This window comes from uncultured Anaerococcus sp. (genome assembly GCF_947253225.1).
In the GTDB taxonomy this organism is placed as follows: domain Bacteria; phylum Bacillota; class Clostridia; order Tissierellales; family Peptoniphilaceae; genus Anaerococcus.
This window is the reverse complement of the sequence record NZ_CAMXYR010000045.1, coordinates 1-12,847: the sequence shown is the minus strand read 5'-3', so window position 1 is coordinate 12,847 and position 12,847 is coordinate 1. Positions and strand designations below refer to the sequence as shown.

Annotated in this window: 9 protein-coding genes; 3 read left to right on the top strand and 6 right to left on the bottom strand. The window is 36.5% G+C overall.

Going from position 1 to position 12,847, the window contains the following annotated elements; all coding sequences use genetic code 11:
• Positions 1-71 precede the first annotated feature (71 nt).
• The 6 genes from Q0W95_RS05980 to Q0W95_RS05955 form a co-directional block, all read right to left on the bottom strand.
• Positions 72-4,178: a PolC-type DNA polymerase III gene (locus Q0W95_RS05980; RefSeq protein ID WP_297790872.1), complete on the bottom strand. Its 4,107-nt coding sequence runs from the start codon at positions 4,176-4,178 to the stop codon at positions 72-74.
• A complete protein-coding gene (gene ispG / locus Q0W95_RS05975) occupies positions 4,168-5,229 on the bottom strand; it encodes a flavodoxin-dependent (E)-4-hydroxy-3-methylbut-2-enyl-diphosphate synthase (protein ID WP_297790870.1) in 1,062 nt (353 codons plus the stop codon). The genes Q0W95_RS05980 and ispG overlap by 11 nt, the downstream gene beginning before the upstream one ends.
• 10 nt (positions 5,230-5,239) lie before the next feature.
• Positions 5,240-6,259: an RIP metalloprotease gene (locus Q0W95_RS05970; protein ID WP_297790868.1), complete on the bottom strand. Its 1,020-nt coding sequence runs from the start codon at positions 6,257-6,259 to the stop codon at positions 5,240-5,242.
• Between the two features lie 9 nt (positions 6,260-6,268).
• Positions 6,269-7,045, bottom strand: coding sequence for a phosphatidate cytidylyltransferase (locus Q0W95_RS05965; protein ID WP_297790866.1), 777 nt, complete (start codon positions 7,043-7,045; stop codon positions 6,269-6,271).
• On the bottom strand, positions 7,042-7,740 hold the full coding sequence (locus Q0W95_RS05960; RefSeq protein ID WP_297790864.1) for an isoprenyl transferase: 699 nt from the start codon (positions 7,738-7,740) through the stop codon (positions 7,042-7,044). The genes Q0W95_RS05965 and Q0W95_RS05960 overlap by 4 nt, the downstream gene beginning before the upstream one ends.
• Before the next feature lie 112 nt (positions 7,741-7,852).
• Positions 7,853-8,689 (bottom strand): exodeoxyribonuclease III, encoded by an 837-nt coding sequence (locus tag Q0W95_RS05955; protein WP_297790862.1) that lies wholly within the window; start codon positions 8,687-8,689, stop codon positions 7,853-7,855.
• A gap of 328 nt (positions 8,690-9,017) precedes the next feature.
• Here Q0W95_RS05955 and Q0W95_RS05950 point away from each other — a divergent pair, with 328 nt between their 5' ends.
• From Q0W95_RS05950 to Q0W95_RS05940, 3 genes are read left to right on the top strand one after another with little or no spacing between them, the layout of a single operon-like run.
• Positions 9,018-9,935, top strand: coding sequence for an RluA family pseudouridine synthase (locus Q0W95_RS05950; RefSeq protein ID WP_311516598.1), 918 nt, complete (start codon positions 9,018-9,020; stop codon positions 9,933-9,935).
• Positions 9,919-11,448, top strand: coding sequence for a YifB family Mg chelatase-like AAA ATPase (locus Q0W95_RS05945; protein ID WP_297790858.1), 1,530 nt, complete (start codon positions 9,919-9,921; stop codon positions 11,446-11,448). Before Q0W95_RS05950 ends, Q0W95_RS05945 begins: the two co-directional genes overlap by 17 nt.
• On the top strand, positions 11,448-12,626 hold the full coding sequence (locus Q0W95_RS05940) for a GspE/PulE family protein (protein WP_297790856.1): 1,179 nt from the start codon (positions 11,448-11,450) through the stop codon (positions 12,624-12,626). The genes Q0W95_RS05945 and Q0W95_RS05940 overlap by 1 nt, the downstream gene beginning before the upstream one ends.
• Positions 12,627-12,847 lie beyond the last annotated feature (221 nt).

The window sequence follows — 12,847 nt, the reverse complement described above, 5'->3', positions numbered from 1 at the left end:
GAATGTGGGTTTTATTTTTCTCAAAAGTAAAAGAGCCTTTCGGCTCTTTAATTATTTTCTCTGTATTTTACTTAAAACAATCCATCAAATAGAGACATTTGATTTTCTTCTTGGATACCATCTATTATGCCAAAGTTTTTTAGGCTAGTTAAGGCGTTTTTGTTGATGGAAGTTCTTGCTTTCAAATCTTCTATTGATATAAATTCACCCTTTTCCCTTTCCCTTACTATGTCGTAAGCCATGGCTTCGCTCACATCATCGACTGCTGAGAGAGGAGGTAGAATGTATCCTTTCCTTTCACTTAGGAGAAATTTGCTGGCGTGAGATTTGTAGATATCAGCCTTTTCTAATTTGATATCCCTTGCTGCCATCTCCTCTGCGACTTCAAGAACCGTTCTAACTTGCTTATCTCTCTGGGATAGGTCAAAATTATCTTTAACTTCTGTTAGTGCTTGTTGGATACTTTCTAGTCCCTTTATGATTGTAGAATATTTGAAGTCGTTAATTTTGGTATTGAAATATGTTGCATAAAAGGCTTCTGGATAGTAGACCTTGTAGTAAGCAATCCTGTAGCTCATCAAGCAATAGGCAACAGCATGAGCCTTTGGGAAGAGATACTGAATCTTTAGACAAGATTCTATATACCATTCAGGAACCTTGTTCTCCCTCATATAGTCAAGGATTTCGTCAGATAAAGGCTTACCCTTTCTGACTGTTTCCATTATGGAGAAGGATTTTTTCTTATCAAGTCCTTGTTGAATGAGGGCGTTCATGATATCATCACGGGTTGATATTATCTCATCAAAGCTTGCAGTTCCATTTCGAACTAGGTCTTGGGCGTTATTTAGCCATACGTCTGTTCCGTGAGATAGACCTGAAATCCTCGTCATTTCTGAAAACTTGGTTGGAAAAGTATCTTTGAGCATCCCTCTTACAAAATTCGTTCCAAATTCGGGTATGCCTAGGGTTCCAATCTCATTATTAGAAAAATCATGTTTTATGTCAAGGGTTTCAGTTGATGAGAAAATCTTCATAACTTTTGGATCACCCATGGTGATTTCCAAGGGATTAGTCCCTGTCAAATCTTGGAGGGCTCTGATTATGGAAGGAACATCGTGACCCAAAAGGTCGAGTTTTAGGAGAGTTTCGTGCATCATGTTGTAGGTGAAGTGAGTTGTTTTTATATCTCCACTTCCATCGTCTGCTGGATATTGGATTGGGCAGATATCAAAAATTTCTATGTCATCTGGAACAACTATAAGTCCTCCTGGGTGTTGACCAGTTGTTCTTTTGACATCCTTTAGTCCCCTTTGAATTTTCCTAACTTGGGCATTGGTAAATTCAACTTGGTAGTCCTCGCTATATTTTTTGATATAACCAAAGGCAGTATTGTCTTGGATAGCACCGATTGTTCCAGCCCTAAAGACCTTTCCTTCACCAAAAAGTTCTTCTGTGTACTTGTGAATTGTTGGTTGGTATTCTCCAGCAAAGTTTAAGTCGATATCTGGCTCCTTATCTCCCTCAAAGCCGAGGAAAACTTCGAATGGTATATTGTGTCCATCTTTTTTCATCATGGTGCCACATTTTGGGCAGGTCTTATCTGGATAATCAATTCCAGATCCGAGTAAGTCCTCTTCAAAAAACTCAGAGTGCTTGCATGATGGACAAATATAGTGAGGAGAAAGTGGATTAACCTCTGTGATATCAGCCATAGTTGCTGCAAAAGATGAACCAACAGAACCCCTAGAGCCAACTAGGTAACCATCTTGGTTAGACTTACCTACAAGTTTTTTAGCGATTATATAAAGAACCGCATAGCCGTTGGATATGATGGAGTTTAGCTCACGATTAAGCCTATCCTCAACGATTTTTGGAAGAGGGTTGCCATATATCGAATGGGCTTTCTTAAAGCAAGTTTCCCTAAGTTCCTTGTCTGAGCCTTCGATTTTAGGTGGGAAAGTTCCCTTTGGTATAGGTCGTACATCCTCAATCATCTCTACTATTTTCTTGGGATTTCTTATTACAACATCCTCTTGGTCAAGGGGACTTAGATATGAAAAATCATCAATCATTTCCTTAGTTGTTCTGAGGTAGTAGAGGGGTTCTGATTCATGATAATTGAAGTATTGACCCTTGTGAAGGATATTTCTCAATATATAATCATCTTTTTCCAAGTATCTTACAGCTCCACTTGCCACAACAAGTTTATTATCTTGCTTAGCTAGATCCACAATTTTTTTATTAACTTCCCTAACTTGGTCAAAATCTCTAAGTCTTCCCCCCTTGACCCTATCGGCAAAAATATCGAGTGGAGCAACTTGGTAAAAATCAAATAAATCTCTTAATTTATTTATATCTTTTGTATTTCTCTTATTTATCAAGTAGTTAAAGAGCATGCCCTCATCAGCACCTGAACCGACAATCAGCCCTTCCCTGTATTTTTCGAGAACTGATAATGGAGTTTTAGCTTCGTTATTGAAATATTTCATCCTAGATTCTGAAATAAGCTTGTAGAGGTTTTTTAGACCGACCTTGTTTTTTGCATAAACTGTAGCTGAAAAATACTCATGTCTTGCTTTTGGCCAATGGCTTTCTAAGCTATTAATATTTATTAAATCAATTGCCTCCATAGCCATAATTCTATCAAACATCTTGATAAATATTTGAGCAGTTGCCCTTGCATCATCACTTGCCCTATGGTGGTTAAAGGCTGGAATTTCTAGTTTTCTTGCAATCTTATCTAGGGAGAACTTCTTCATATCCGAAAAAAGTGCCCTAGCCATTGGAAGGGTATCAAGATAAATTGGGTTAAAATCAATTCCCATCCTGTAACAATTTTCCCTTACAAAGCCCACATCGAAGTCGGTGTTTTGACCAACTAGGATGGCATCTCCACAAAATTTTAAAAATTCTGGCAAGGCTTCGTCTATTTTAGGACAATCTGCCACCATTTCATTGGTAATCCCCGTTATTTCTGTTATCTTTTCAGAAATAACCATCTCAGGATTTACGAGTTGGTTGTACTCTTCTGTAATTCTCCCATTTTCAACTCTTACTGCACCTATTTCTGTTATCCTGTCCTTGTATTTGGAAAGGCCTGTAGTTTCTAAGTCGAAAACAACAAAAGTCTGCTCCTTTATATCTTTAACTTCAGGAATTTCCTTATTTGAAAGGTTGGTTAGAACTCTTAAATCATCTTCAACCAAAAGAAGCTCAGCTCCTGGAAGCATCTTAATCCCTTCCTTGCCCAAGGCATCGTAAAGGTCAGGAAGTGCCTGCAAGGTCTCTGTATCTGTTATTCCAACTGCATCCATCTTCCACGCTTTGAGCGTTTTGATTAAATCCTTGTTGTCTACAAATCCATCCAAGTTGGTCATCTTGGTATGTATTTCAAGCTCTACTCTTTTATCAAGAGCAGTATCAAGTCTCTTAGAGATTATGGCATCTACCATAGAATTAACAGTAAAAACATCTTCGTGAGCGTATCCATCATAGTTTAGGACACCTTCAACCATAACTTCTAATCCATTTTTGAATTGTTGGAGTTTGAAATTATTTTTTTGGTTGGCAAATATCTTGCAAGAAATCGCATCCGTCTTATCTTCAAGGTCAAATGTGTAGATAAAATATCCTTGTTTGGTTTCAAAAATTGAAAGCCCGTACACCTTTCCGATTAATGCAGTTGCCACGCCCTTTCTTTCATAGATATCCTTGATATTTATTACATCATTTTTTATTTTTTTTCCAAAATTAATATTTTCAACTAGGATTTCTTCCTTTTTTTCTTCTTGCATACTTTGGACAGTCAAGTCTATCTGATCACGAACCTTCTGTTCCCTCTCCTTGATAAGAAGTTCAGTTTCTGTAGAGGACTTTTCTTGATAGCTTTCTTCTTCATATTCAGCAGGTTTTTCCCCCTTTTTTTCTAAATTTTCGCAACCTATCGGTTCATCTTCACTGTTTTCTTCGCTTAAAGAACCATCTGTCCTTGAAATATTTATTTCCAGATTAGTATAGAAAAAATAATCGTACAGTTTCTCCCTTGCTTCTCTTGTGAAATTATAGGTCATAGCCTCAATTTCAAGGCTTAGGGTATTAGTTTTCTGGTAATAGATTGCCTGTCTTACAAAAAACAAACCAGCTTCTATTTCAATTAGATCTGCCAGATCAATTTTCATTTTCTTTACTTTCTTGCAAAACTTCTATCAAGGTATCTACAATTTCTTCTTCCTTGACTTTCTTAATTGTCTTTCCATCCTTAAACAAAAATCCCATTCCATTGGCAGCTGAAATACCATAATCTGCTTCCTTGCTTTCTCCAGGTCCATTTACAGGGCAACCCATAATCGCAACCTTTGATGATATGTCAAGGCCTCCAGTTTTTTCCTCAACTTCCTTTACAATACTTGGAAGGTCGACTGTTGTTCTTGAACAAGTTGGACATGATACAATATCAAGACCATCACGTCTTAGGTTAAGAGCCTTGAGGATTGCCTTTCCTGCCTTAACCTCTTCTAAGATATCACCTGTTATAGAAACTCTGATTGTATCTCCAATCCCATCTTTTAAAAGCGAACCAATTCCTATTGACGATTTAACAAGGGCTTGGTAGAGAGGACCTGCTTCTGTAACCCCTAAGTGGAGAGGGTAGTCTACAGCTTCAGATAGTTTCCTATAGGCATCTATCATTGTATTAACATCAGATGATTTTACAGAAATTTTTATATCGTAAAAATCAAGATCTTCGAGGATTTTAACCTCCTCAAGAGCAGACGCCACAAGTGAATCGGCATTTACTCCTCCAAACCTGTCTACAACTTTTCTTGAAATCGAACCAGAATTTACTCCAATTCTTATAGGAATTTTTTTCTCCTTGCATTTTTCAACAAGAAGCTTAACCTTATCAGAGCCACCAATATTTCCAGGATTGTATCTTAGACAATCGCATCCATTTTCTACAGCAGCTAGAGCAAGCTTATAATCAAATTGGATATCGGCCACTAGGGGAAGGTTCGTTCTTTTCTTAATTTCCCCAATTGCCTTAGCATCTTCAATAGAATTTATAGCAGACCTTGCTATATCACAACCTGCTTCTTCAAGAGCATTAATTTGCTCAACAACTGCATCAACATCGCTTGTCTTAGCTGTTGTCATTGATTGAACAGAAATAGGAGAGTTACCTCCAACTGCAACGTCTCCTACATAAATCTTCTTAGTTTTCTTTCTCATTTTTTCTCCTTTAGAATAATGAAATAATATCTTTAATAGAAATTAGTATGATTAAGCCGATTAGAACGACAAAACCACCTATAGTAACTTTTTCTTCGATTTTTTTATTAACTGTCTTTCCTGTTAGCATCTCATAGATGGCACAAACAAGCTTTGACCCATCTAGGGCTGGTATTGGAAGGAGATTGAAAACTCCGAGGTTTACACTAATATATCCTAAAAAGTACAAAAGACTCATAAGACCATTTTGTGCTTGATTGCCTAACTCTTTTACAACTCCTACAGGACCAGATAAGGCTGATAAGGCGATTTTACCAGTAAATAGCCTACCTAAAATCACAAAAATCATGATGATATTTTTAATAGTTTCCACAAGGCCTAGCTTTATAGCTTCCAATACTCCTGCTTTTCTAAGTTGAGATTCTACTCCGAAAAATACATTACCATTTTCTTTTTGTGGTGCAATAGAAAATGTCATTTCCTTGCCAGAACTCTTCCTATAAACCTTAACATCAATTTTTTCTTTAATATCACTATCCTTATAATAAGCATTAACTATGGCAGATATTTCAGAAAACTTCTCTATCTTTGTATGGTTTACTTCAACAACCTCATCTCCTATTTCCATGCCTGCTTGCTTAGCTGGAGAATTGTCAGTGAAATTTCCTATGCTAGTTGTGGTAACTCCAGTATTAAGACCAACCACAAAAAATATTACACTTGCTAAAATCAAGTTCATCATAGGACCTGCAAGAATAGTAAGAAACTTGCTTATAGGCCTTGCCCTATCGTAACTTCTCGGATCAGAACTTTCCTCTTCCTCCCCTTCCATGGCACAATAACCACCCATGGGAATCATTCTCAAAGAATAAAGGGTCTCGCCCTTTTGCTTGGAATAAAAGGCAGGTCCCATTCCTATGGCAAACTCATTTACCCTTATCCCAGATAACTTAGCCACAATAAAATGTCCAAATTCATGAATTAATATCAAAAACAAGAACATCGCTATGGCAATAATAATTTTAATCATCAAATCTCCTTAAAATATTGAAAAAAGATACAAGACTGGAGCAATAAATAGCATAGAATCAAACCTATCTAGGATACCCCCATGGCCATAAATTATATGACCAAAGTCTTTGACACCTGTTTTTCTTTTGATATATGAGGCTATCAAATCACCAATTTGCGATAAAATAGCTGCAAGAACCGTGAAAATAACTACTTCATAAATCCCAACTCCTAGGTGGAACTCCTTTACAAAAATCACATTTAAAATGCAAGCGCCAATTATCCCACCAATAGACCCCTCTATGGTCTTGTTAGGACTAATATGTCTTATAAGGTCAATCTTGTGCCTGCCTATAGTTGATCCAACAAGGTAGGCGAAGGTGTCAGACCCCCAAGCAGTAATATATAAAAGCCAAACGTAATTAATATCTCCAATCCTCAGAATATGACTCATCAAAAATGATACATAAAGCAATACAAAGGATGTTGCAAAGCCGTCATAAAGGCTATGTTTTTCATTAAAAATTATATAAATCATCATAACCAAGACTGAAACCACAAGACTGGCTATGTAAAGGTCAGAATTATTTACAAAGGCTGCTACCATTATCAAAGTATTGGTTAGGTACAATAACTTTGTGGGAAGTCTAAGGTCAATCTTTGCCAAGGCATCCTTCATTTCATGTAAGGCAATATAAGAAAAAATCAAAACTCCAAGAGCTAGTGGAATTTTCCCAAGATATGTTATAAGAATCAATAAGAAAAGGATAATCCCTCCACCTATGGCTCTATTAACTAAGTTCATGACAAACCGCCATATCTTCTATTTCTTCTAGCAAATTCTTCCAAAGCCTCATCAAAAGACTCCCTAGTGAAGTCAGGCCACAAGGTATCTGTAAAATACAATTCTGCATAGGCTAGTTGGTAGATGAGAAAGTTTGATAACCTCAACTCTCCACCAGGTCTAATCAATAAATCTGGATCTGGTTGACCCTTAGTATAGAGATAAGAAGAAATCAATTCCTCATTAATATCTTCCTTTCTCACACCATCTTCAATCATTTTCTGATAAGCATGAACAAGCTCTGCCCTGCCCCCATAATTTAGGGCTATATTTAAGGTTATCCCATCATTATTCCTAGTTTTTCCGATAGTATCTAAGCATATTTGCTTGGTTGCTTCTGGCAAAATATCGAGATTACCCAAAAATTGAACCTTGCAATTCTCATTCATAAGAATCCTAAGCTTATCATTCAAAAATTTAATAATCAACTTCATCAGGTAGCCAACTTCTTCGTCAGGTCTTTTCCAATTCTCTGTAGAAAAAGCATAAAGACTAACATATTTGACCCCTCTCTCCTTAGCATATAGGCAAATATCTACAACATTATCTGCCCCATTCTTGTGACCAAAGGTTCTAGGCATAAATCTTTTCTTAGCCCATCTCCCATTTCCATCAAGAATTATGGCAACATGTTCTGGTATATTAAAATTCTCCATAAATCTTCCTTTATATTTTAATCTTTGTCTATTATACTCAAATTGCTTTTCTTTTTCTATAAATAAAATTTTCCACTAGAAGTCTTTAAATTTTTCCACAAAAAAACTAGCTCTAGGCCAGTTTTTCTCTTATCACAAGCATAATTGGCGTATGGTCTTGTCTATCTCCAGAATCTATCATGGTTGATGATTTGACATCTTCAATTATTCTATCAGAAACAATAAAATAATCTATCCTCCAGCCTGAATTGTTAATCTTACTTGTCTTAACCCTCTGAGCCCACCAAGTATAAGCTCCCTTGAGGTCTTTATTTAGGTATCTGAAGGTGTCAGTGAAACCTCTTTTTAATAAATTACTAAAACCCAACCTTTCCTCATCTGTAAATCCTGGAGATCTTGTATTGTTTTCTGGATGAGCTAGGTCAATTGGAGTATGTGCGACATTGAAATCTCCAGTCGCAATTACTGGTTTTATCTTATCAAGGCTAGCTAGATAATCTGCAAATTTTTCATCCCATACTTGCCTTTGACTAAGCCTTACTAGACCATTGCCTGCATTTGGAGTATAGACTTGGGTAAAGAAATAATCATCAAACTCAAGGGTTACTATCCTTCCTTCCACATCCATAGTATCTGGTGCATCAATTTGAGGAAAAGTCTCCTTAACGCTAAGACCCTTCTTATAGAGAGTCATCGTTCCAGCATAAGACTTTCTAGCGTCTTCTCTTGATGAAACCCACACATAATCATAAGCTTGAAATAATTCAGCTAGCTTTTCCTTGTGCTTTTTGTTAGGGCCTGAAGCAGGCAATTTTGTTTCTTGGAGGGCAATTACATCCGCATTTTCTTTCTTTATAGTTTCAAGAACTTCCCTAGTCATCTTCGCCCTATTTGAATCACTTGTTAGGGCTGCATTTAGGGAATCAATATTCCATGAAATAAATTTCATTTTCTCTCCTTTATAATTTTAATCACTATAATAATTATAGAACAAATCCAAGTCTTTGCAAACTAAGCTTTTTTATTTGCTCTACCCTCACAAAAGGTTCATCCCTTACTTTCAATAAACAATAGAATAACTAAATAATTATTATCATATTTTATTGATTTTTTATGATTTATAGATTTGTGTAGGTTATAAGTTGACGTTTTATAGCCCTATAAATTTTTCTATTTATTTATGTACTTTCCTAAAGGATTGTTATTTACAACCGATGCATTAATTTCTAAGCTAGAAATTATTTTAAGATTAAAGTCTTAGATGATATAATAAAGACATGATAATGATTGCAGATGAAATAATTAGAATTGATAAGTTTATATCTGATGAGCTGGAAGAAATTCCTAGAGAAAAGATTAAAGACTTCATCAAGGATGAGAAAATAAAAGTAAATAACAAAATTATAAAGCCAAGCTTTAAGCTAAGCGAAGGTGATGAGATAGAAATTTGTGATTCGCTCTTTGATGTACCCGAAATCCTACCAGAGAAGATGAACCTTAAAATCGTCTTTGAAAATGAAGACTATGCGATAATCGACAAGGATGAAGATGTTATAGTCCATCCAGCTGGGAAAATTGTAAAAGGTACTCTAGTCAATGGTCTTTTGGAAAGATATGGCTATGACGGATTATCTCATATTGGTGGAGATGATAGACCTGGGATTGTCCATAGACTTGATAAGGATACAACTGGTCTTATAGCCATTACGAAAAATAACGATTCTTACAAATATTTTAAGACGATGTTTGAAACAAGAAAGGTCGATAAGCTTTATTACGCCATAGTTTTCGGTAATTTTGATAAAAAAACTGGGACAATAGAAACTTTTATGGATAGGGATCCACACAACAGAAGAAAGATGGCTGTTAGACCTTCTGGCAGAAAAGCCATAAGCCACTACGAAGTTATTAAAGAAGGGGATGGTTTTTCCTTAGTCAAGGTTAAGATTGTAACTGGGAGAACCCACCAGATAAGAGTTCACATGACCCACATCAACCATCCAATCTTGGGAGATCCAGTCTACGGCAACATCAAACACAAGTTCAACCTAGACCACCAGCTTCTTCACTGTGGTTTTGTTGGTTTTACAGATATGAATGGGGACTATGTATCATATACTGCCAATCCCCACGAGGACTTCTTAAAATACCAAAATATACTAGGATTAGGTGATAACAATGTATTCAAAAACTAATACTACAACTTTAATTGGTCTTGATGGAAAATTGGTGGAAGTCGAATCTGATATAACATCAGGACTTCCTTCCTTTAATATAGTAGGTCTTCCTGACTCTTCAATCAAGGAAGCCAAGGATAGGGTAAGAGTCGCCCTCATCAATTCAGGATATAAATTCCCAGCAGGAAGGATTACCATAAATCTCTCCCCAGCAGATCTCAAGAAAGAAGGTACTCAGCTAGACCTTCCCATTGCCATCTCTCTTTTAGCATCCATGGGAGTTATCACTCTTCCCTATGAAGATTATATTTTCCTAGGAGAACTTTCCCTTGATGGTAGGATCATCCCAATAAAGGGTGCTCTTGCCATGGTTATAGCTATGCGTGAACTTGGTTTTAGTAAATTTATCCTTGCTGATGCCAATAAGGACGAGTGTGCCATAATTTCTGATGTAGAAATCTATCCTTTTGACAATTTAAACGATATAATCTCCTACATAAACAAGGAAACCAGCAAAAGCCCCTACCATGTAGATTTAAGTAAAATAGACAAGGAAATATCCTATCCCTATGACTTCAAAGACCTAAAGGGGCAAGAGAACCTCAAAAGAGCCCTCCAAATAGCAGCCGCAGGCAACCACAACGTCCTAATGATTGGTGCACCAGGTTCTGGTAAGACTTTTTCTGCCAAACATCTACCAACAATCCTACCAGATATGACCTTTGATGAAAAAGTTGAAGTTACGAAAATCTATTCAGTCATGGGACTGCTTGAAAGTGGGCACTTGGTAAATGAGCGTCCTTTCAGGGCTCCCCACCACACATCAAGCGAAGTTGCCCTCATTGGTGGCGGTCATTCTGTCCCAAGACCTGGAGAGATTACCTTAGCCCACAAGGGAGTTCTTCTCTTGGACGAATTTCCAGAATATAGGAAAAATGTAATTGAAGCCCTGCGTGAACCCTTAGAAAATAAGGAAATAAATATAGCAAGATCCCAAGCTTCAGTCAAATATCCTGCCGATTTTATCCTAGTTGCCGCCATGAATCCTTGTCCTTGTGGCAATTATGGAAATCCCCTCAAGGAATGCACCTGTTCTTTTAATGAAATTAGACGCTATCTAAACAAGATATCCTCTCCAATCCTCGATAGAATCGACATCCATATTGAAATAAAACCTGTAAAATACGAGGACTTGAAGGATGATAGCAAATCAAAATCATCTAAAGACCTCAAAAAAGAAGTAGTCCTAGCTAGGAATATCCAAAGAGAAAGGTACAGGGATGAACCAATTTCAACAAATTCCGAGCTAAATACTAACCAAATGAAAAAATACATTCACCTAAGTGAAGATGTAGAAAAAATAGCCAAGATAGCTTTCAATAAATACAATTTTTCAGTAAGATCTTTCAATAAGGTGATCAAAATGGCAAGGACAATAGCTGACCTAGACCAAAGTGATGAAATTAGCCAAAATCACCTCCTTGAGGCAATAAGGTATAGGGCTTTGGATGATAAATATTGGAGCAACTAATGGCAGACGAAAGAGAAATAAGTACAAATATCGATAAGTTTGTAAGAGACCTCCTAGGAGCTGCTATAGAAAAAAGAGCAAGCGACATCCACATAGAGGCCTTTGAAAGTTATGGGAAAATAAGGATGAGAATTGATGGAGTCTTGTCCGAATATATGAGACTTGCTAGGGGAAACTATGAGAAGCTCCTAACAAAAATCAAGCTAATGGCTCAGATGGATATAGCAGAAAGAAGACTACCCCAAGATGCTAACCTCAAACTTATAGAATTTACCGACATAGACTTTAGGTTATCAACTATCAATACAGTAAACGGGGAAAAATTAGTTATTAGAATCTTATCAGTTAATGTTTTTGAAAAAACTAAAAATCTCCTCGGTTTTTCTGAACCATCAAAAGAAAAAATCTCAAAAAATCTTACCAAAAAATCTGGAATGATAATCTTTTCAGGTCCTACAGGTTCTGGTAAATCTACCTCCCTCTATTCCCTAATAAATAAACTTAACACTGGTAAGGAAAACATCATAACTGTTGAAGACCCCGTAGAATACAAGATAGAAGGTGTCAATCAAGTAGCAGTAAATACCAAAATCAACCTAAGCTTTGCCAAGGCACTAAGGTCAATTCTCAGGCAAGATCCAGACATAATTATGATTGGTGAAATAAGGGACATAGAAACTGCTCAAATAGCAATAAGGGCAGCAATTACTGGTCATCTTGTCCTAACCACCCTTCACACCAGAGATGCAATATCCTCAGTAATAAGGCTTGAGGACTTGGGAATCGAGAACTACCTCCTAACTTCTGCCCTAAGCCTGTTAGCAAGTCAAAGGCTAGTCCGTAAGCTTTGCGACTGCAAGATAGAAGATATCCCAACAGATTATGAATATGAAATTCTAAAGAAGTATATCGAAATCGACAAAGACCAAAAAATCTTTAGACCCAAAGGCTGTCCTAAATGTACCAATGGCTACTTGGGTAGAGAGGCTGTCGAAGAAGTTATCCTCATTGATAGGCAAATAAAAGAAATCATAAAGACAACTCCCCTAAATAAGGAGAAATTAAACCAGGCCTTAGCAGACCAAAACTTTGAACCAATGATGAAAAATGCCCTTGCCAAAGTCCTTAATGGAACAACTTCTCTTGAGGAAGTCATAGAAGTTTTGGACTTTGATTAACTTTACTAAAATTTTAAACTTCCTCTTGGGGGTATTAATCTATCTATCTTCTTTCATTAATGCATTAATCGAAAAGAATATTATCTTTTTGTATAAAATAATATATTTGATTTTGATAAATTATTTTTAAGGATAATTGTGGCAAACAATATGAACTTGCAGATGCATATGAAATGCTATATTAACTAAATATTAAATATACGTTAGGGATGGTATAGTAC

Coding starts and splice junctions, on each gene's coding strand:
- Q0W95_RS05980 (WP_297790872.1), bottom strand. CDS start 4,178: ATGAAAATTGATCTGGCAGATCTAATTGAAATAGAAGCTGGTTTGTTT.
- ispG (WP_297790870.1), bottom strand. CDS start 5,229: ATGAGAAAGAAAACTAAGAAGATTTATGTAGGAGACGTTGCAGTTGGA.
- Q0W95_RS05970 (WP_297790868.1), bottom strand. CDS start 6,259: ATGATTAAAATTATTATTGCCATAGCGATGTTCTTGTTTTTGATATTA.
- Q0W95_RS05965 (WP_297790866.1), bottom strand. CDS start 7,045: ATGAACTTAGTTAATAGAGCCATAGGTGGAGGGATTATCCTTTTCTTA.
- Q0W95_RS05960 (WP_297790864.1), bottom strand. CDS start 7,740: ATGGAGAATTTTAATATACCAGAACATGTTGCCATAATTCTTGATGGA.
- Q0W95_RS05955 (WP_297790862.1), bottom strand. CDS start 8,689: ATGAAATTTATTTCATGGAATATTGATTCCCTAAATGCAGCCCTAACA.
- Q0W95_RS05950 (WP_311516598.1), top strand. CDS start 9,018: ATGATAATGATTGCAGATGAAATAATTAGAATTGATAAGTTTATATCT.
- Q0W95_RS05945 (WP_297790858.1), top strand. CDS start 9,919: ATGTATTCAAAAACTAATACTACAACTTTAATTGGTCTTGATGGAAAA.
- Q0W95_RS05940 (WP_297790856.1), top strand. CDS start 11,448: ATGGCAGACGAAAGAGAAATAAGTACAAATATCGATAAGTTTGTAAGA.